The organism is Dactylosporangium sp. NPDC049525 (assembly GCF_040676755.1).
Lineage (GTDB): Bacteria > Actinomycetota > Actinomycetes > Mycobacteriales > Micromonosporaceae > Dactylosporangium.
In genome coordinates this window covers 24,817-45,308 of record NZ_JBFAPO010000077.1, presented here as the reverse complement: position 1 = coordinate 45,308, position 20,492 = coordinate 24,817, and the positions used below count along the sequence as shown (strand labels likewise).

17 protein-coding genes are annotated in these 20,492 nt (G+C 71.8%); 9 read left to right on the top strand and 8 right to left on the bottom strand.

Features of this window, described 5'->3' with window-relative positions:
- The coding region (locus AB0K00_RS51755) for a BTAD domain-containing putative transcriptional regulator (RefSeq protein WP_363538238.1) at positions 1-2,132 on the bottom strand (2,132 nt) is incomplete at its 3' end.
- Positions 2,133-2,238: 106 nt separating this feature from the next.
- Entirely contained in the window at positions 2,239-3,066 is an 828-nt protein-coding gene (locus tag AB0K00_RS51750; protein ID WP_363538237.1) for a ceramidase domain-containing protein, read from the bottom strand.
- Positions 3,067-3,174: 108 nt separating this feature from the next.
- Between AB0K00_RS51750 and AB0K00_RS51745 the strand changes: the two genes are divergently transcribed.
- Together AB0K00_RS51745 and AB0K00_RS51740 are read left to right on the top strand one after the other, a co-directional pair.
- Positions 3,175-3,507, top strand: coding sequence for a VOC family protein (locus tag AB0K00_RS51745; RefSeq protein WP_363538236.1), 333 nt, complete (start codon positions 3,175-3,177; stop codon positions 3,505-3,507).
- Positions 3,508-3,638: 131 nt separating this feature from the next.
- Positions 3,639-5,495: a M14 family zinc carboxypeptidase gene (locus AB0K00_RS51740; RefSeq protein ID WP_363538235.1), complete on the top strand. Its 1,857-nt coding sequence runs from the start codon at positions 3,639-3,641 to the stop codon at positions 5,493-5,495.
- Positions 5,496-5,706: 211 nt separating this feature from the next.
- On the opposite strand, the gene AB0K00_RS51735 is transcribed toward AB0K00_RS51740, so the two are convergent.
- From AB0K00_RS51735 to AB0K00_RS51710, 6 genes are all read right to left on the bottom strand, one after another.
- Positions 5,707-6,717 (bottom strand): sulfate ABC transporter ATP-binding protein, encoded by a 1,011-nt coding sequence (locus AB0K00_RS51735; protein ID WP_363538234.1) that lies wholly within the window; start codon positions 6,715-6,717, stop codon positions 5,707-5,709.
- A complete protein-coding gene (locus AB0K00_RS51730; RefSeq protein ID WP_363538233.1) occupies positions 6,714-7,580 on the bottom strand; it encodes a sulfate ABC transporter permease subunit in 867 nt (288 codons plus the stop codon). Before AB0K00_RS51730 ends, AB0K00_RS51735 begins: the two co-directional genes overlap by 4 nt.
- The gene (gene cysT / locus AB0K00_RS51725) at positions 7,573-8,421 is read right to left on the bottom strand and encodes a sulfate ABC transporter permease subunit CysT (RefSeq protein WP_363538232.1); all 849 of its coding nucleotides are present in this window, start codon (positions 8,419-8,421) and stop codon (positions 7,573-7,575) included. Before cysT ends, AB0K00_RS51730 begins: the two co-directional genes overlap by 8 nt.
- On the bottom strand, positions 8,418-9,455 hold the full coding sequence (locus tag AB0K00_RS51720) for a sulfate ABC transporter substrate-binding protein (protein WP_363538231.1): 1,038 nt from the start codon (positions 9,453-9,455) through the stop codon (positions 8,418-8,420). The genes cysT and AB0K00_RS51720 overlap by 4 nt, the downstream gene beginning before the upstream one ends.
- 71 nt (positions 9,456-9,526) lie before the next feature.
- Positions 9,527-9,937, bottom strand: coding sequence for an Rrf2 family transcriptional regulator (locus AB0K00_RS51715; protein WP_363538230.1), 411 nt, complete (start codon positions 9,935-9,937; stop codon positions 9,527-9,529).
- 207 nt (positions 9,938-10,144) lie between these two features.
- Positions 10,145-11,962, bottom strand: a complete 1,818-nt coding sequence (locus AB0K00_RS51710; RefSeq protein WP_363538229.1) for a serine/threonine-protein kinase — start codon at positions 11,960-11,962, stop codon at positions 10,145-10,147.
- Positions 11,963-12,373: 411 nt separating this feature from the next.
- Here AB0K00_RS51710 and AB0K00_RS51705 point away from each other — a divergent pair, with 411 nt between their 5' ends.
- From AB0K00_RS51705 to pstA, 7 genes are all read left to right on the top strand, one after another.
- A complete protein-coding gene (locus tag AB0K00_RS51705; RefSeq protein ID WP_363538228.1) occupies positions 12,374-13,426 on the top strand; it encodes a hypothetical protein in 1,053 nt (350 codons plus the stop codon).
- Positions 13,427-13,481: 55 nt separating this feature from the next.
- Positions 13,482-15,200 carry an Ig-like domain-containing protein gene (locus tag AB0K00_RS51700; protein ID WP_363538227.1) on the top strand — a complete coding sequence of 573 codons (1,719 nt, stop codon included), beginning with the start codon at positions 13,482-13,484 and terminating at the stop codon, positions 15,198-15,200.
- A 92-nt stretch (positions 15,201-15,292) separates the two neighbouring features.
- Positions 15,293-16,324 (top strand): DUF916 domain-containing protein, encoded by a 1,032-nt coding sequence (locus tag AB0K00_RS51695; protein WP_363538226.1) that lies wholly within the window; start codon positions 15,293-15,295, stop codon positions 16,322-16,324.
- A complete protein-coding gene (locus AB0K00_RS51690) occupies positions 16,321-17,154 on the top strand; it encodes an LPXTG cell wall anchor domain-containing protein (protein WP_363538225.1) in 834 nt (277 codons plus the stop codon). The genes AB0K00_RS51695 and AB0K00_RS51690 overlap by 4 nt, the downstream gene beginning before the upstream one ends.
- 251 nt (positions 17,155-17,405) lie before the next feature.
- Positions 17,406-18,263, top strand: coding sequence for a phosphate ABC transporter ATP-binding protein (locus AB0K00_RS51685; RefSeq protein ID WP_363538239.1), 858 nt, complete (start codon positions 17,406-17,408; stop codon positions 18,261-18,263).
- Entirely contained in the window at positions 18,260-19,297 is a 1,038-nt protein-coding gene (gene pstC / locus AB0K00_RS51680; protein WP_363538224.1) for a phosphate ABC transporter permease subunit PstC, read from the top strand. The genes AB0K00_RS51685 and pstC overlap by 4 nt, the downstream gene beginning before the upstream one ends.
- Positions 19,298-19,318: 21 nt before the next feature.
- On the top strand, positions 19,319-20,464 hold the full coding sequence (gene pstA, locus AB0K00_RS51675; RefSeq protein ID WP_363538223.1) for a phosphate ABC transporter permease PstA: 1,146 nt from the start codon (positions 19,319-19,321) through the stop codon (positions 20,462-20,464).
- Positions 20,465-20,492 lie beyond the last annotated feature (28 nt).

The following is a 20,492-nucleotide window of genomic DNA, read 5'->3' as shown; positions in this document are numbered from 1 at the left end:
GCCGCCGCGGCGGTCGCGAACGCCGCGTCGCCGGCCGCGGCCGCCACGAACGACAGGCCGCACAGCGCGTCGGCGCGCAGGGCGTCGTGCCCGGCGCGCCCGGCGTCCCACACCGCGGCGTGCGCCTGGGCGACGGCGTCCGGCACGTCGCCGGCGATCGACCGCAGCGCCGACAGGCCGATCCGGGCCCGGGCGCGGGCCGCCTGCCCGGTGGCGGAGCGGTCCTGCCCGCCGGCCGCGAGCCCGGCCCGCAGCCAGGCGGTCCCCTCGACGATCGCGCCCTCGTGGAACCAGGACCACGCGACGCCGCCGGCGACGTCCACGGCCGCCGCGCCGTCGCCCTCCGCGAGCGCGTCCCGCAGCGCGGCCCGCACGTTGCGCCGCTCGGCGCGCAGCCGGCGCAGCCAGTCGTCGGCGGCGTCGGTGCGCAGGCCGGTCGAGGCCTCCCCGGCGAGCCGGCGCACCCAGTCCCGGTGCCGCCGCACGGTTTCGGCCCGTTCGTCGTCGTCGAGCAGGCCGATCGCGTACTGACGCAGCGGCCGGCCGAGCCGGTAGCGGTGCGCGGCCCCGCCGTCCCGGTCCACCTGGATCAGCGACCGGCCGACCAGCCCCGGCAGCCGCCCCCGCCGGCCGGGTGCGACGGCGTCCATCGCGTCGAGGTCGAAGCCGCCGTCGAACACGGCGAGGTGCCCGAGCAGGGTCGCGTCCACGGGTGCGAGCACCCCGCCGACCGGGTCCGCGGCCGGCCCGAGCAGCGCGGCGGGATCGTCGCGCAGCTGCACGGCGAGCGCCGCGAGGGGCAGCGCCCGCGCCAGGACCGCGGCCCGCTCCACCGCCGCCGGCAGGCGGCCGACGGCCTCGCACACGACGGCGGCGAGCCGCCGGTCCGGTGCGCCCGCGGCCCGCTCGGCGAACAGGTCGACGGCGTCGTCCAGCGGCAGCGGCGCCAGCTCCAGCAGCGCCTCGCCGGGCAGTCCGAGCGGCTCCCGAGCGGCGACGAGCACCCGCAGCCCCGCGGCGGCGCCGGTGAGCGCCCGGAGCCGTTCGCCGTCGGCGGCGCCGTCGACCAGCAGCAGCCGCGTGGCCGGGTCCGGCTCGGCCGGCCACAGCACCGGCGGGACGCCGGTCAGGTCGGCGTGCCGGTGCGCGTATTCGACCACCAGGCGGCTCTTGCCGACCCCCGGCGGCCCGGTCACGGTCACCACCCGGGCCGTGCGCAGCAGTTCGTCGACGGCGGCCAGCTCCGCCGCGCGCCCGACGAGGCCGGTCGCGGAGGCGGGCAGCATCGGCCCGGCCGCGCGGCGCACCGGCCCGGCCGCGGGGGCCGGCGGCGCCGCCGCGGCCTCGGGCGCCGGGTCGGCGGGCGGGACCGGGTCGCGGCGCAGGACGGCCGTCTCCAGGTCGTGCAGCGCCTGGCCGGGGTCGACGCCGAAGCGCTCGGACAGCGTCGCCCTGGCCTCGCGCAGCACGTCGAGGGCGTCGACCTGGCGGCCGGAGCGGTACAGCGCGACCGCCAGCAGCCACCACAGCTGCTCCCGGCCGGGGTGCTCCCGGGCCAGCCCGGACAGCTCCGCCACGACGGTCTCGTGCCGGCCCAGTCCCACGTCGGCCGCGACCCGGTCGATGCGGGCCTGCACCCGCTGCTCCTCCAGCTGCCGGGCCGCGACCAGCGCGAACGACGCGTCGGGGAAGTCGGCGTAGGCGCTGCCCCGCCACAGCGACAGCGCCGCGTCCAGCTTCGCCCGGCCCGGCCCGGGCCGCCCGGCGGCGACCAGGTCGTGCCCCTCGGCGGCGAGGACGCTGAAGCGTTCGGCGTCGAGGCGGCCCGGGGCGGGTCGCACCGCGTAGCCGGCGCCGACCCGCACCAGGACCCGGGACGGCGACCGGGGCGGCCGGTCCGGCTCCACCGCCCGGCGCAACCGGGCCAGGTGGCTGTGGACGGTGCCCAGCGCGGTGGCCGGCGGCTCCTCGCCCCACAGCACCTCGGCGATGCGGTGCAACGGCACCTCCTGCCCGCCGGCGCTGAGCAGGAGGGCGAGCAGCATGCGGGTCCTGGGCCCGCCGAGGTCCACCGGGTCCCCGCCGTGCGTCACCTCCAGCGGCCCGAGGACGCCGAAACGCGGATCTGCCATGCACGCTCCCACCGGTGATCATTTGCGCGGTCACCGGTCAGATGTCTGGCGGACGCCGGAGGTTGCGGTGCGGTGGTGTCGCATGCCGTACTGCGAACCGGTCGGATCACCGCCTGCGCGCGGGGTCTGGGGACGGTATGGCGGCGGCCGGCGACCGCTCGCTCGCGTAGTAGCGGTAGAGCAGGTACGCCGACACCGCGCACAGCAGGTGCCAGATCGCGTGCCCCTGGACGAGGGAGTGCGGGTCGCACAGCCACGCCTTGCTCACGTTCCAGATGGCGAACGCGGTCAGGATCGCCGCGAACGACCCGTACGCGTACCCGTGCCGCGCGGACGTCCCGCCGCGGCGCATGACGGCGACCTCGAGCGCCGTCGCGGTGAGCAGCAGCGCCCCGAACACGGCGTTGCCCGGGTGCATCACGACCGGCAGCTCCACGTCCCACGAGCCGATGACCTCGCAGCCCGCGAGCGCGCCCAGGAACACCCCGGCGAGCAGGCGGGTGCCGCCGCGCAGCCACCGCATCGTGGCGTAGGCGACGGCGAACGCGGCGACCAGGTACATGCTCAACAGGTCCAGGTGCCCGCCGAGCGCGGACTGGGTGGCGTGCATCGCCGCGCTGCCGGGCCCGAGCAGCACCACCAGGCAGGCCAGGGCGGTGGCCCGGCGGCGGGGTCCGGCCGAGCCGGCGGCGGCGCCGAGATCGCCGCGGGCGCCGGCGTGCCAGGCGATGAGCAGCCCGGCCACGACGAAGCCCACGTTGCTGAACGTGTTCGCCGGCTGCCGGACGACCCAGTCCCGGCCCGCCTCGCAGAAGCCCGCGCCGCGGCCGACGTCGGCGCCCAGCCAGCTGCTCCGTACCGCCGCCGCCAGAAGCCCGCACGAGAGGACCGCGGTCACCCCGGCGGCGGCGACGGGCCTGAGATCACGGTCCATGCGCGCCACGATAACGGCGCGCACCGGGAACGCCGCCCGCGCCGGCCCGCCGGTCCGTAACGTCAGCGGCGAGCGGCGACCGCCGCCTTCGACGGAAAGGAAGCGCAGATGAGCCCGACGATCCGCAGCGTGGTGGTCCCCGTGTCGGACCTGGACGCCGCGAAGGCGATCTACACCGCCCTGTACGGCGCGCCGCACACCGACCAGCCCTACTACGTCGGCTACAACGCCGACGGCTTCGAGATCAGCCTCGCCCCCCAGCCTGACGCGAGCGGCGGGCCGGTGGCCTACGCCGACGTCGACGACCTCGACGCCACCCGCGCCGCGCTGCTCGCCGCCGGCGCGACCGAACGCGACGCGCCGCGCCAGGTCGCACCGGGCGCGCGGGTGTGCGTCCTGCTCGACACCGACGGCAACCCGGTCGGCCTGCGCGGCAAGTGACGGACCGGGACGCCGGGGCGGCACCGCACCGCCCCGGCGTCCCGTGCTATCGAAAAGACGTATGTTGATATGACCTTGCCTTGGGTGGTCATCTGGTAGCTCTCGTGCACCTCCACACCCAAGGAGGCTTGATGAGCCACACCCGTAGGCTCTCCATCCCATTCACGATCGCGCTCGCCGGTGCGCTCGTGGTCGCCGCGATCAGCCCGGCCGGGGCCGCCCCGACCGACGCGGCGCCCGCCGAGACCTCCGCTCCCTACCTGGTGACCGGGGTCGACACCCTCGACCAGCGCAACCGGATCGCGGCCACCGGCGCGGCGATCGACGGCATCGACCACGGCGTCGCCGACATCACCGCGACGCCGTCGGAGGTCACACAACTGCGGCAGCAGGGCTTCACCGTCAACCGGGCGCTGCGGCCCGCGACCCCGGGCGGCCCGCCGACGATCCTCGACTTCCCGTCGGCGGACTCGGCGTACCACAACTACGCGGAGATGACGGCCGAGCTCAACCAGGCGGTCGCCGACCACCCGGCGATCCTGCGCAAGACCAGCCTCGGCACCTCGTACGAGGGCCGGGACATCCCGGTCATCAAGATCTCGGACAACGTCGCCACCGACGAGAACGAGCCCGAGGTGCTCTACACCGCGCACCAGCACGCCCGCGAGCACCTGACCGTCGAGATGGCGCTGTACCTGATCCGGCAGCTCACCGACGGCTACGGCACCGACGCGCGGATCACCGACGTGGTCAACTCGCGCGAGCTGTGGATCGTGCCGGACATGAACCCCGACGGCGGCGAGTACGACATCGCGACCGGCTCCTACCGGTCCTGGCGCAAGAACCGGCAGCCCAACACCGGCAGCAGCAACGTCGGCACCGACCTCAACCGCAACTGGTCGTACAACTTCGGCTGCTGCGGCGGGTCGTCGGGCACCACCAGCTCCGAGACCTACCGCGGGCCGTCGGCGTTCTCCGCGCCGGAGACCCAGCGGGTCCGCGACTTCACGCTCGGCCGGCGCGTCGGCGGGGTGCAGCAGATCAAGACGCACATCGACTTCCACACCTACGGCAAGCTGGTGCTCTGGCCGTTCGGCTACACCACCGCCAACACCGCGCCCGGCCTTGACGCCGACCAGGAGGCCACGTTCCGCACCCTCGGCATCCAGATGGCCGGCACCAACGGATACACCCCCGAACAGGCCAGCGACCTGTACATCACCGACGGCTCCATCGACGACTGGATGTGGGGCACGCAGGGCATCTGGTCGTACACGTTCGAGATGTACCCCGGCAACTCCGGCGGCGGCGGCTTCTACCCGCCGGACGAGGTGATCGCGGCGCAGACCGCCCTCAACCGCGAGTCGAGCCTGCAGATCGCCGAGTACGCCGACTGCCCGTACCGGGTGATCGGCAAGGAGGCCCAGTACTGCGGCGCGAGCCCGGGCACCACCGTCTGGTCCGACGACTTCGAGACCAACCTGGGCTGGACGGTCAACCCGTCCGGCACGGACACCGCCACCCTCGGCGCCTGGGAGCGCGGTGACCCCGAGGCCACCGACTCCAGCGGCCCGAAGCAGCTGGGCACCACGGTCAGCGGCAGCAACGACCTGGTGACGGCGCGCCTCGCCGGCTCCAGCGCCGGCGCGAACGACGTCGACGGCGGCACGACGAGCGTGCGCTCGCCGAGCATCACGCTGCCGGCGACCGGGACGCTGACGTTGAGCTACTCGTGGTACCTGGGGCACGGCAGCAACGCCTCGTCCGCCGACTTCCTGCGCATCAGCGTGGTCACCGGCAGCGGCACCACGGTGCTGTTCACGGCCGCGGGCGCCGCCACCGACCGGGACGCGTCCTGGGCCACCGGCAGCGTCAACCTCACCCCGTATGCGGGGCAGAGCGTCCAGATCCTGATCCAGGCCGCGGACGCCTCCACCGCGAGCCTGGTCGAGGCCGGCGTCGACAACGTCGCCATCCGGCAGTCGTAGCGGGTCGTGTTCCACGAGCCGCCCGTGTCCACGGCACGGGCGGCTCGCCGCGTCACGGCCAGGGGTTGTAGGCGACGCCGGGCGGCAGCCGCGGCAGCCTCCAGCCGATCGCCATCCCCGCCTTCCTTCGGGCAATCTAGAAGAAATCACCCGAAAAGAAGGGGAGAACCGGGATTCCGTGCGACGTCACCTGGCCGGGTACGGCGAACGGTCAGATGCTGGTCGCGGCGAGGTCGGGGACGGCGCCGGCCGGGGCGGGCGCGACGGGGGTGGTGGGGCTGCCGGGGCTGATCCGCAGGTGCACGGTGGTGCCGACGTCCAGGCCGAGCGCGAGGAACTCGTTGCGGGTCACGGTGACGATGACGGCCTGGCCGGCCGCGGTGGTGACGTCGATGCGGATCTCGAAGCCGATCCGGGTGATGCGGGAGACCTGGCCGGTCACGTCGTCGGGGCCCGCGGGGGTGGTGCTGATCTGCAGGTCGTGCGGGCGCACCAGGTGGTCGCCGAGCTGGGTGACCGGGCCGAGGAACTGCATGACGAAGTTGTTGGCGGGCCGGTCGTACAGGTCGTCGGGGGAGCCGATCTGCTCGATGCGCCCGTCGTTGATCACGACGATCTCGTCGGCGACCTCGAGGGCCTCCTCCTGGTCGTGGGTGACGAACACGGTGGTCACCTCGACCTCGTCGTGCAGGCGGCGCAGCCAGTCGCGCAGCTCCTTGCGGACCTTGGCGTCCAGGGCGCCGAACGGCTCGTCGAGCAGCAGCACCGTCGGCTTGATCGCCAGGGCCCGGGCCAGGGCCATGCGCTGGCGCTGGCCGCCGGAGAGCTGGGCGGGCAGCCGGTCGGCGAACTGGGAGAGGTGCACGAGCTTGAGCAGCTCGTCGACGCGGGCCGCGATCTCGTCCTTGGGACGCTTGCGGATCTGCAGGCCGAAGGCGACGTTGCGGCGCACCGACATGTGCTTGAACGCGGCGTAGTGCTGGAACACGAAGCCGACGTTGCGCTTCTGCGGCGGCAGGTCGGTCGCGTCGATGCCCTCGATCTCGACCCGGCCGGTGTCGGCGCGTTCCAGGCCGGCGATGATGCGCAGCAGCGTCGACTTGCCGCCGCCGGAGGGGCCCAGGAGGGCGGTGAGCCGGCCCGACGGGATGCTCACCGACACGTTGTCGAGCGCGACGAAGTCGCCGAAGCGCTTGCCGACTCCTTTGATCTCGATGCTCAACGTTCTTCCTTCGGCCGGAGGACGGATACGACGATGATGCTGGCCACGGCCACGAGGGCGAGGAGGAAGGCGGTGGCGTAGGCGCCGCCCTTGTCGAAGTTCAGGTACTTCTCCTCGACCACGAGCGGTGCGGTGCGGGTGAGTCCCAGCACGTTGCCGGACACGATCTTCACGGCGCCGAACTCGCCGAGCGAGCGGGCGAGGCTCAGCACGACGCCGTAGGTGATGCCCCACTTGATCGAGGGCAGCGTGATGCGGCGGAAGGACTGGAAGGCGTTGGCGCCGAGGCTGCGGGCGGCCTGCTCCTGCTCCTCGCCGACCTCCTCGAGCACCGGCACGACCTCGCGGATGACCAGCGGCAGGGCCACGAAGACGGTGGCCATGACCATGCCGGCCTCGGCGAAGATGATCTGGATTCCCCAGCTCTCCAGGGTCGGGCCGAACCAGCCGTTGCGGCCGCCGTAGACCAGCACCAGCGACAGGCCCACGACGACCGGCGACACCGACAGCGGCACGTCGAGCAGGGCGTTGAGCAGGCGCTTGCCGGGGAAGTGGTAGCGCACCAGCAGGATCGAGATGGTGACGCCGAAAACCGTGTTGATGATGACGGAGATGATGGCGATCTCGACCGACAGGTGCAACGCGTGCACGATGTCGGGGTCGGTGAGGATCGCCTGCAGGTCGTCGAAGCCCTTCTTGAAGGTGTTCTGGCCGACGAGGTACACCGGCCAGGCGACCAGGAAGAACAGGTACGTGATGACGACGAGCCGGATCAGGTAGGTGACCGGGCCGCGCTTGCGGGTCCACGCCTTGCCGGCGGCCTTGCGCTGGACCGGCGCGGGCTTCGTCAGGGTGTCAGCCACGGCGCACCGTCCTTCGCTGGATCAGGTCGAGGATCACGATGACGGCGAACGAGATCACCAGCAGGACGGTGGCGACGGCCGCGGCGTTCTCCAGGTGGTCGTTCTCGATGCTGCTGAAGATGCGCACGGAGGTCACCTCGGTGCGCATCGGCAGGTTGCCCGACAGCAGCACCAGCGAGCCGTACTCGCTGACGCCGCGGGCGAAGGACAGCGCGGCCCCGGCGGTGATGGCCGGGGTGAGGCTGGGCAGGATGACCCGCCAGAAGATGGTGAACCGGCTGGCGCCGAGCGAGGCGGCGGCCTCCTCGACGTCCTGGTCGAGCTCGGCGAGGACCGGCTGCACCGTCCGCACGATGAAGGGCAGCGTCACGAACAGGAACGCGACGAAGACCGCGACCCGGGTGTTGGCGATGTCGATGCCGAGCGGGCTGGTCGGCCCGTACAGCGAGAGCAGCACCAGGCCGGCGACGATCGTCGGCAGCGCGAACGGGATGTCGACGAGCACCTCGAGCACGCGCTTGCCGAAGAACCGGTCCCGGACCAGCACCCACGCGATGAGCGTGCCCATCACGACGTTGACCAGCGTGACGCCGATCGAGGTGAAGATGGTGAGCTCGATCGACGCGAGGGTCTGTTCGGCGGTGATCGCGTCCCAGAAGCCGCCCCATCCCTCGGAGCCGGCGACCGCCACGACGGCGGCGAGCGGAATGAGCACCAGGAGGCTGAACCACAACATCGCGACCCCGAGCCCGAGCCCGGAGACGCGTGTGAGTGGGTGCCCGGCCCGGGCCGACCGGCGGTTGCCCGCCGGTCGGCCCGGGTTGAGGGTCGCGGATGTCACTTGGCTTTGCCCGACGCGGCGATGATCTTGACGATCAGGCCCTCTTTCTCGTCGAAGAACTTCTTGGAGAGCTTCGACCAGCTCTCGAAGTCCTTGTCGACGGTGAGCAGCTTCGTCGGGGTCGGGAACGGGTTGTTCGGGTCGATGGCGCCCTCGACGCCCTTGGTGTCGACGCCGGAGATGATCGGGCGGAAGCCCTTGAGCACGAACTGGCGCTGGCCGGCCGGGCTCAGCACGAAGTCGAGCCAGTCCTTCGCCTTCGGGTTGGCGTTGGTGAGGATCGCGCCCGGGTTCTCGATCAGGATGGAGGTGGCCGGGTAGACCCAGTCGAGCTTCTCGCCGCTCTGCCGGGCCAGGATCGCCTCGTTCTCGTAGGCGAGCAGGACGTCGCCGGTGCCGCCGAGGAAGGCGGTGGTGGCGTCGCGGCCGCTGCCGGGCAGCGCGACGACGTTGCTGAAGAGCTTGGTGAGGAACTCGCCGGCCTGCGCGTCGGTGCCGCCGTTGGCGGTGATGTGACCCCACGCGGCCAGGGCGTTCCAGCGGGCCGCGCCGGAGGAGGCCGGGTTCGGGGTGACGATGCCGATGCCGGGCTTGATCAGGTCGTCCCAGCCCTTGATGTTCTTCGGGTTGCCGGGGCGCACCGCGAGGACCACGACCGAGGAGGACACGATGCCCTTGGTGGGGCCGGTGTTCCAGCTCGGGTCGACCAGCTTGGCGTCGACCAGGCGGGTCACGTCGCTGGACACCGAGAAGTGCACGTAGTCGGCCTTGAGGCCGGCCACCACGGCGCGGCTCTGGTCACCGGAGGCGCCGTAGGAGGTCTGGAACTTGACGCCCTTGCCGGCCGGGGTCTTGTTGAACTCCGTGGCGATCGCCTTGTTCGCGGCCTCGGGCACCGCGAAGCCGACGATGCTGAGCGTGGTGGACTCGCCGCCGGCGCCGGCGTCGTCCTTCTTGGTGGTCCCCGCGCACGCCGACAGCAGTAAGCCGGCGGCGAGCAAGAGAGCGGTGGTCGCTCTGATCGGGTGCTTCATGGGGAACCTGTCCTCCTGGATCGGCAGTGCTCATATGGGGGTGGTGCGGTGGCTTGCGGTGTTACGCGGTGTTACGCGGTGCGTTCCTCGGCGATCAGGTCGGCGAGTGTGGCCTGGTCGACGATCGCGTTGACGGCGGTGTCGACGGACAGCCAGACCCGGCGCAGCCCGCGGGCGACCCCGTCATACGTGGCCTGTTCGGTGGGCAGGCCACGCACCGTGGTCAGCGCCCCGTTCATGGCCCGGAGGATCTCGCCGACCGTGATGGCACCGGCCGGTCGGGCGAGACCGTATCCGCGTTCCGTGCCGCGGTGGCTGTGCACGAGCCCGACGCGGCGCAGTTCGAGCAGGACCGTCTGCAGTGAGCCGATGGACATCTGCTCGCTCTGCGCCAGTTGTGCCGCCGTGACGCGGCCCGGGTCCGCCGCGGCGATCGCGAGCATCGCCCTGATCGCGTAGTCGGCGCGGACAGAGATGTGCACGTCGCTGTGCTCCGATCAGATCGCCTGAGGTCGGCGACAACAACTGCGCACGCTGCCTGTCTCCGTTCCCGCTGGTAGCGATTGTCTAGCAAGTCTAGTTAGTAGGTAGGAATAGAATAGTTGCTGGGCGGCGGCTGTCAAGGTTGCGGTCCGCAGTCGACCCGTGTGGGTTGCGTTACGTCGGTCGATCGGGGGAGGTCGCCCCGGTCAGGGGCGCGCCGCGCGCTCGTGCACCATCCGCAGCAGCACGGGATCGATGACCAGCGGATCGGCGCCGGCCAGCTGGCGCACGACGGTCGGCCCGGCGTCCCGCGCGACGACGACCGTCAGGCCCGTCGACTCGAACTGGGTCGGCGCGAGGCGGATGCCGTCGGACCGCGTCCCGTCGGTGGTGAGCACCACCACGCAGCCGGCGCCGACCCCGGCCGTGCCCCAGCCTTCGGGTTCGACCCGGCGGGCGAGCTCCTTGAGCCGGGTGTCGACCAAGGTGTTGGGGCGCCCGTCCGCGTACACCCGGCAGGCATGCCCGTGCGCCGGGTTGAGCTCGTACGTGCCGGGGCGCACGCCGTCGAGCACCGCGAGCAGGACCACGCTGCGGTCGCACACCACGGCGAAGCGGACCGGGCCGTCCCGCCACGGCATGGCCCGCGCCGCCGGCAACGGGCCGAGGACGTCGTCCAGCCAGTCCGGCGGGTAGGTGTCGGCCAGCCAGTACCGGTCGCGGACGCCCTCGAACAGCTGCCGGCGCTCGTGGTTGGCCCGGATCGCGTCGGCCTGCGCCAGGTCGTGCCGGACGTAGCGCTCGATCTCGTGCGTCGCGACGGCCTGGCCGCCGGCCGCGACGAGCGTGAACAGCGCCATCACCAGGTTCAGCCACGGCTGCTCGCCGAGGCGGGACACGTAGGCCACGAACGGTGCGGCGTAGCAGACGAACGTCGCCGCGGCGGCCGGCCCCGCCAGCCGCCGCAGGTGCAGCGCCCGGCGCAGGACGAACGCCGCGCCCACCGGCAGGGCCACGATCAGCGCGCTCGACCACCAGGTCCAGTCGAGCAGGGTCAGCACGCCCAGGCCGCCGAGCCCGGCGAGCCCGCTCACGGCGATGTTGCGGCCCAGGTCCTCCTCGGCGACCGGAAGGTCGAGCAGGCGCGGGCGGACGGCCGCCCCGGGTGCGACCGCCGTGGTCTCCGGCGGCAGGACCTTGGTTGCGGCGGGTGGTGTCGAGGCGAACGCCCCGGTCTCCTGCGGCACCAGCTCCGCCGCGCGGAGCAGTTCCTCGCGCAGCCGCCGGGCCGACTCCTGCCGGTCCGCCGGGTCGGGGGCCAGCGCCCGCCGCAGGACCGCGGCGACGGGCTTCGGCACCGCGTGCAGCGCCGCGTGCGGTGCGAGCGCCGACGGCGGCTCGCCGAGCAGCAGCGTGTGCAGGGTCGCGCCCAGCGAGTACAGGTCCGATGCCACGCTGTCCGGCCGCCCGGCGTGCACCTCGGGGGCCATGTACCCCTTCGTGCCCATCATGGCGGTGGCGGTGTACCTGCCGTCCTCGCGGTGGATCGCGGAGATGCCGAAGTCGGAGAGCACCGCGGCGCCGTCGGCGGTGAGCAGGATGTTGCTCGGTTTGATGTCGCGGTGCAGGATGCGGTCCGCCGCCTCGTGGGTGTGCACGAGCGCCTCGGCCACCTGCGCGCCGATGCGCAGCGCGTCGGCGACGGGCAGGGTCCGCTCCGCCGCGAGCCGATCGGCGACCGACCCGGTGTAGAGGTCCATGACCACGTATCCGGGGCCGTCCGCGGTGAAGTCCGCCTCCAGCAGCCGCACCACGTGCGAGCGGCCCTGCAGCGCCTGCAATGCGCGGACCTCGCGCAGGAACCGCCGCCCGTCGGCGTCGTCGAGTTCCCGTTTGTACACCTTGATGGCGACCGGGGAATTGTCCATGGTCGCCTTGTGCGCCCGATACACGTGTGCCTGGCCGCCGCTGCCGCTGATCAGGGTGAGGTCGCGGTAGCCACGGATCCGCGGCGCGGTGACCATGAAGCCTCCCGATGGCAGGGCCGCCCGATTCTAACCGTTGCCGTAGCGACCGGCCGCGAATCCGCCGGCGTTCCCACCCGATCTGTCACCCACGTCCGTTTGGCGCAGATACGTTGATTGGCCCGGACCCGAGGCGCTGTTCATCTGCTGCATGTCTGGCGCAGGCAATGTCCAATGCATTTCTTCATGCGATTGCAAAAGGCTCACTCTTTTGTAATGTCGCAGGTCAGTCGGTACATATCGTCGTTCGGTGCCCGCACAATGGGCCGAATGGTCAGCGCTCCCTCATTCATTGTGTATTTCGACGGCACGATTCATCCGTCGTTCATTGATGCAGCACTCGGCAGTGGTTCTCCACTGCGAAGGTCAGCGTCGCATTCAACTTTGAGTGCAAGGCGGAAAGGTCATGGAATGCGACAGATCAGCAAGGTCGGGCTGGGGGTGGCGGGGGTAGCGGTGCTCCTGCTCACCCAGGCCACCGCCGCTCACGCGGATGTCGCCGCTCAGGGCAATGACATCGTGGGCATCGGCTCCGACACCATCCAGTACGCCGCGGACTTCCTGGCCGACGGCGACTACCAGGGCAACCCCGGCTTCAACGCCGCGGGCGGCCGGGTGTTCAACTTCGACGCGACCGGCGACGCCAGCGGCAAGCTCACGGCGGGTGCCACCGTCGTGCTGCGTGGCGGCAACTTCCCGGTCGTGCGCCCGAACGGCTCCGGCGGCGGTCTGACGTACTTCACGCAGACCGACATCGGCGCCGTGCACAAGGTGCAGTTCGTGCGCAGCTCCCGCAAGCCGACCAAGGCCGAGGACGACCGCGCGATCGCCAACGGCTGGGGCGGCCTGCGCTGCTACCAGCTCGGCCTCGACGGTCTGCGGATCGCCGTGTCCAAGACGGTCGCGACGAACGCCGGCACCGCCGGCATCAGCACCGCCGACCTGAAGAAGATCTACAGCAGCCCCCCGCAGATCACCACGTGGGGCCAGGTCGCCGGGTACAACGGTCCGAACCCGGGCGCCACGATCGTTCCGATCCTGCCGCCCGCGACCTCCGGCACCGAGCAGTTCTTCATCGCGCAGCTCGGCCTGACCGAGGCCCAGGTCCGGACCTCCACCGAGGGCCTGATCCGGGCTGAGGAGCACGACCCGTCGGTCATCCAGAGCAACGCGAATGCCATCGCGCCGTTCTCGACCGCCCGTCTGGTCATGATCCACAACGGTTACTTCAACGCTGGTGGCCCGCAGGACCCGATCACGCTGCAGTCCGGCGGATCGGCGTTCGACGTGACCCGCCCGGTGTATTTCATCGTCCGAAACAGCGAGATCAACACCTCGTGGAACAAGGCGCTGTTCGCACCGAACGGGTTCCTGTCCCAGTCGTTCCTCGCTCAGCCCCTGATCGAGGACTCGGCCGGCTTCGCGTACCAGTACGCCGACGCGGGTCTCTGCCACACCGCCTGAGTCGGCTGATCGGGCAAACAGGCACCACATCATCTCCTTCGAAATGGAGTCCCAGTTGAAGATTCGCTCTAGGTCCCTGATGGTCGGGGCGGCAGCCCTGGCTGTTGCGGCCAGCGTTCTGGTGGGGGGAGGTGTCGCCTACGCGGCGGTGACCCCGGCCTTCGAGCCGGACCCCGCTGCGATCGGCAGCATCACCCTGTACAACGCCAGCGGCGCCGTCATCACCGGCGGCAGCCTCAGCGACAGCCCGATGGTGGCGTTCGCGGCGGCCTCCGGCGCGGGTCGCTCCGGGGACACGAGGGCCTTCCTCCGGGTAGCCACCCCGAAGGCGGCCACGCCGACCGACCAGTTCGAGTCGGCGGTCGTCACCAACACCACCAATTTCCCGAACACGGCTGCTCCGGCGCCGCTCAACGCGTTGACGACCCCGCTTGTCAGCGCCACGGCCGGCACCTCCCTGGGCGCGTACATCGCCTCCAAGCCGAACACCGAGACGGCCGCGAACCTGGCGAACATCTACCAGCTTCGCCTGATCACGACCGCCCCGGGCCAGTCTCCCGACGTGAACTACTTCCGCGTCGACGTCCTGGTCGACACCGCGGCCGGCACCTGGAGTGTCGCGTACCCGGCGTCGGCGACGGCGACCACGACCACGCTGACCGCCAACCCGGCCAGCCCGGTCAACAGTGGCACCGCGGTCACCCTGACCGCGCACGTCACCCCGGCCAACACCGCCGGTTCGGTGCACTTCTTCGACGGTGCGACGGACCTGGGTGCGGGCACGTACAACCCGGCGACGGGCGACGCGACGTTCAGCGTCACGCCGTCGGTCGGCAGTCACTCGCTCACTGCGCAGTTCTCGCCGAGTGACACCTCCGCCTTCAACGGTTCCACCTCCACGGCGCTGCCCTTCACCGTGAACGCTCCGGGCACGCCGACCACCACCACGCTGACCGTGACCCCGCCCAGCGGGACCGCGGCCGGCGCCGGTGGCACGCTCGACGCGACGCTCTCGGCAGTCGTGGCCCCGGCCGGCACCGCCGGTTCGGTCCACTTCTTCGACGGTGCCACGGACCTGGGCGCGGGCACCTACGACGTCGCCACCGGTACGGCGACGCTCGTGAAGGCCCTCGCCACGGGCAACCACCTGCTCATCGCGACGTTCACCCCGAGCGTCGGCGGCTTCCAGTCGTCGTCCTCGGCGATCCTGAACTACGCGGTGGTCGGCGCGAACGGTGCGGCCGTGCCGCTGGACGCGCAGAACAACAGCGAGCCCTTCGCGGGCGCGCTGGTGCTCCAGGTCGCGGCGGGCACCGCCGTGCACCTGACCCAGGTCCCGGTGAACGACCCGAACGGCCACCCGGCGCAGGCGACCGACCCCACGGGTCACCGTCACGCCTGGGTGTTCACGGGCAACTTGACCGGCGTTTCGGTCAACGACACCCGGCCCACCCAGGATGGCTGGACGCTCAACGGCCAGGCCGCGGACTTCCGCAACGGCCAGACCGTCGTGCCGGCCACCAACCTCGGCTGGGTTCCGGCTGCCAGCGGCGGCGACGCTGAGGGCACCGTGGCCGCCGGTGCGGCGGTCGACTCGAAGCTCAAGACGGCCACCAGCAACGGTCTGCAGACCAGCAGCCAGTTCGCGAAGGCCTCCCCGGGCAACGGGCTCGGCACCAAGAACCTCACCTCCAGCTTGGAGCTGCGGATCCCCGACACGTCCCCGACCGGTCTCTACACCAGCACCCTCACGCTGACCCTGGTCAGCCCCTGACGGTGACATAACGCAGTAACGCCAGGTCGGCCCGGGACGACCCCGGGCCGGCCTGCGCCTCTCTTGAACATCCGACGGACGGGAACCCTGCAATGAGACGCCTTTTCGCACTGGTCGCGGCGGCCGCCATGGCCGCGGTGCTGACCCCCGCGGCCGCGCACGCCGAGCCTGTCGACGACGGCAACCGCGCCTGGTCGATGCGGCCCGGCACGCCCGACGGCAAGCCGGACAAGCGCACCCACTACACGCTGCAGGGCATCCCCGGCGCGGCAGTGGAGGAGAAGGTACTGGTCACCAACAGCAGCAAGGTCCCCGCCTCGTTCGTCATCTACGGCACCGACGCGTTCAACACCGCGACCGGCGCGTTCGACCTGCTGCCGGCCGCGCAGAAGCCCACCGACATCGGCTCCTGGATGCAGTTCCAGGCCCCGACGATCACCATCGACGCCGGCGCCACCGTCGCGGTGCCCTTCAAGGTCGTCGTGCCGGCGAACGCGACCCCCGGCGACCACGCCGGCGGCGTCGTGGTCTCCCTCGCCACCGGCACCGACGTGAAGGTCGACACCCGGGTCGCGGTCCGGCTCTACCTCAGGATTGCCGGGCTGCTGCGCCCCGTTCTCGCGGCCCAAAAGGTGGAGGCGCACTACGCCGGGGTGAGCAACCCGTTCGGCTCCGGCACGGTGACCGTGTCGTACACGGCGGAGAACACCGGCAACATCCGGCTGCAGAGCCGCGCCAAGCTGGTCGTCAAGTCCGCGCTCACCGGCATCACGCTCGCCGAGAAGAAGCTGCCCGACCTGCCGGAGCTGCTGCCCGGCCAGCGGGTGCCGCACCAGGCCGAGGTCGGTGGCGTCTTCCCGTCCGGCCCGCTGACCGTGCGGATCGAGCTGGAGCCGTTCGGCGACCCGGAGCAGCCCGTCGGCCAGGCCGTGCCGAAGGCGGAGGGACACACGACCATCTGGGCGTGGCCGTGGCTGCTGCTGGTCGCGCTGCTCATCCTGGGCACCGGCGCCGGTTTCCTGGTGCGGCGCTGGCTCATCCGCCGCCGGCTGGCCCGGGCCGAGGCCGCCGCCCTGGAGCGCCGCCGCGCCCGCAAGGAGAGCAAGGCCGGAGCGGCCGCATGACCCGCGGTCCAGTCACCCGGTTCGCGTTCGCCGCGTCGGTACTGGTGGCGACCGCCGTGGCGACCGCCGCGTGCTCGGACAGCAAGCCGGAGCAGGTGCCGTATGCCGACAGCCGGTCGGTCGGGAGCATCGCGCTGTACGACAAGGACGGCAAGGCCGTCACCTCGGGCAAGACGGCCGACAAGCCGTTCGTCGCGAAGGCCGTCGGCCAGGCCAGGGCGCCCGAGCCGTACGACCGGGAGGGCCGCAAGGCGACGCTGCTGGCTTTCCTGCCCCGCAAGGACGCCGACCCGACCCAGTGGCACGGCCGGTTCCTGACGGGCGCCAGCCCCTACACCGACGTCGCGCACCCGACGGTCGTCGCGCCGGCGGAGGCCGGCTCCCTCGCCGACTTCCTCGAGGTCTACCCGACCCAGTGGAACGGGCTCGTCCAGCTGCGCATCTACCTCGGCGTGCCCGGCGAGGAGACGCTGACGACGAGCTACACGACCGCGGACATCAAGGTCAGCGGCGGCACCTGGACGGTGGTGCGCGGCGCCACCGGCTCCGCCGCCGGCCCGCGCACCGGGAACCTGGTCGGCGCCGCGATGGTGGGCAAGGCCGTGCGGGACGGGGAGACCGGGGTCCCGATCGAGGTCCGCGTCGAGGGCACCAACAGTCCCAGCCCGACGCCGACCGGCGGGGGCGGCGGGCCGCTGCCGCGGACCGGCACCGACGTCATGACGCTCGTCGGCGGGGGCCTGACCCTGGTCGTCGTGGGTGTCGCCGCCGTCCTGCTCGGCCGGCGCCGCCGTGCCGCCACCATCGGCCGTCGGGAGGCCCGCGAATGACCACCGCTTCCGCCGAGGAGTCCTACCCGTACGGCACGCAGCCGGCCGGGTTCGCGCCGCCGGACACCGCGCCGCCGCCCGCCGCCGCGCCGTACGAGACAGGGCCGGCCGCCGTGCCGTACGGCACGGTGCCGACCGCGCCCCCGTACGGACCGGTGCCACCCGCGGGCCCGTACGGACCTGTGCCGCCCGCGGCCCCGTACGGACCTGTGCCGCCGGCCGGGCCGTACGGCCCGGTGCCGCAGGAGACGATGCGGTTCGGTCCCGTTCCGCCGCAGTACCAGTACCCGGGCCACCAGCAGTCCACAGTGGAGCAGTACCGGCCCCCGGCGCCCCTCGCCACGCTCGACGCGCGGGCGATCTCGGCCTGGTTCGGCACCCGCAAGGTGCTCGACCGGGTGTCGCTGACGATGCAGCCGGGCCGGGTCACCGCGCTCATCGGGCCGTCCGGCTGCGGCAAGTCGACGTTCCTGCGGATCCTCAACCGGATGCACGAGCTGGTGCCGTCGGCGCAGCTGGCCGGCGAGGTGCTGCTCGACGGCGTCGACATCTACGACACCGGCCGCCGGCTCACCGACGCGCGCCGCCAGATCGGCATGGTGTTCCAGAAGCCGAACCCGTTCCCCACGATGAGCATCTACGACAACGTGGTCGCCGGGCTCAAGCTGACCGGCGTGAAGGTCCGGCGGTCGGAGAAGGACGCCCTGGTCGAGGAGTGCCTCATCAAGGGCGGCCTGTGGCGGGAGGTCAGGGACCGGCTGCGCTCGCCCGGCGGCGCGCTGTCCGGCGGGCAGCAGCAGCGGCTGTGCATCGCGCGCTCCCTCGCCATCCGGCCGCGGGTGCTGCTGATGGACGAGCCGTGCTCCGCGCTCGACCCGACCTCCACCCGCGTCATCGAGCAGACGATCGCCGAGCTCGCCGCCGAGGTCACCATCGTCATCGTCACGCACAACATGCAGCAGGCGAACCGTGTCTCGCAGCAGTGCGCGTTCTTCCTCGCCGAGAACGGCGCGCCCGGCGCGATCGTGGAGAGCGGCGAGACGGAGCAGATGTTCGGCTCGCCCGTCGACCAGCGGACCTCCGACTACGTCAACGGCCGGTTCGGATGAGCACCGTGTCGCTGTCCAAGATGGAGGAGCCGCCGTTCAACGAGCCGCCGTCGGTGGCGCAGGACCGGCCGCGGTCGCTGGCCTCTGCGCGGTCGCTGCCGGACCGGATCTTCCGAGGCGGGTCGATGGGCATCGGCGTGCTGGTGATGGTCATCTTCGGTGCCATCGGCTTCTTCCTGGCGCTGCAGTCGTTCCCCACGCTCAAGCACTACGGGTGGGCCTTCTTCACCGAGAACGACTGGCTGCCGGAGCGCGACACCGTCGGCATGTCCGCGGTGCTGCTCGGCACGCTCATGGTGAGCCTGATCGCCATGTTCACCGCCTTCCCGCTCGCGCTGTCGTGCGCGCTGTACATCACCGAGTACGCCACACCCGGGCTGCGCAAGTCGCTGGTGGCGATGGTCGACCTGATGGCGGCCGTGCCGAGCATCATCTACGGGCTGTGGGGCGTGTTCCTGTTCGGCCCGCAGCTGATCCCGGTCGCGCACTGGCTGCACCAGAACCTCGGCTTCATCCCGTTCTTCGACGTCGACACGGACCCCAACGCGCCGGTCTGGGCGCAGTCGCAGTACACCCAGTCCGCGTTCGCCGCCGGGCTGGTCGTCGCGATGATGGTCATCCCGATCGCGAGCGCCGTGATGCAGGACGTGTTCGCCCAGGCGCCGGTCGGCGAGCGGGAGGCGGCACTCGCGCTCGGTGCGACCCGCTGGGGCATGATCCGCACCGTCGTGCTGCCGTTCGGCCGGGGCGGCATCGTCGGCGGCACGATGCTCGGGCTCGGCCGCGCCCTCGGTGAGACCGTCGCCGTGCTGATGACCATCAGCTTCGCGTTCGACATCAAGATCCGGGTGCTGGAGGTCGGCACGATCACCGTGTCGTCGCTCATCGCCAACCGTTTCGGCGAGGCGACCTCCGCGCAGCTCGCCGCGCTGCTGACGGCGGGCTTCGTCCTCTTCGTCATCACGGTGATCGTCAACACCATCGCCGCCATCATCGTCAGCCGTGGTCGCAGCGGCGCGTCGACCGAGATCTAGACCCGAGGGAGGAGCGTGACCATGACGAGCACCACCACCACCACCACGACCCGTACCGACGCCGCCGCACCGACCACGAAGGCTCCTGCCGCACCACAGCCGGCGGCACCCGCCACGCCACCGGCGGCGGGTCCCGAGCGGCCCCGCCGGCTGCGCGCCCGCACGCTCGACGACAAGCTGAGCTTCGCCGGTGCCGCGGCCGGTTCCCTCGCGCTGACCTGGGTCCTCTACGGCAAGATCCTGCCGTTCTCCGGTCTGATCGGGTTCGTCATCGTCTGGTACGTCGTGTTCCTGGTGATGTACGCGACGGTGACCAGCCTGTCCAGCCCGCGGCCGGTCGTCGTCGACCGGGTGGCCGGCGCCATGGTCCAGGCGGGGGCGGCCATCGTCGCCATTGCCCTGCTGTCGACCGTGTTCTACACCTACATCCGCGGCCTGCCGGTGGCGCTGCACCTGAACTTCATCACCAAGGACATGAGCGGCGTGCGCCCCACGGCGCCGCTGAACGAGGGCGGCATCCTGCACGCGATCGTCGGCTCGTTCATCGAGGTCGGCATCGCGGTCGTGATCTCCCTGCCGCTCGGCCTGGCGACCGCGGTCTACATGGTCGAGGTCGGCGGGCGGCTGTCCAAGATCGTGCGGACGGTGGTCGAGGCGATGACCGCGGTGCCGGACATCCTCGCCGGCCTGTTCGTGTACACCACCCTCATCGTCGCGCTCGGGTTCCCGAAGTCCGGCCTGGCCGCGGGGCTGGCCATCGCGGTGACCATGGTGCCGATCATCGCCCGGGCGTCCGACGTGGTGCTGCGGGTCGTGCCCGGTGGACTGCGTGAGGCGGGCCTGGCGCTCGGCGCGTCGCAGTGGCAGGTGGTCCGCCACGTCGTGCTGCCCACCGCCCGCCCGGGCCTGGCCACCGCGCTGATCCTCGGCATCGCCCGCGGCATCGGCGAGACCGCGCCCGTGCTGATCGTCTCCGGCGCGTCGACGTTCCTCAACTTCGACCCGACCGAGAACACGATGAACTCGTTGCCGCTGTTCATCTTCACCGGTGTCCGAAGTGGACAGCCGACGTACATCGATCGGGGGTTCGGCGCGGCGGCGGTCCTGCTCACGCTGGTGCTGCTGCTGTTCGCCGTGACCCGCTGGCTCGCCCGGCCGAAGGTGTGATCCCGATGCGCCCAACCACCGACCGTCA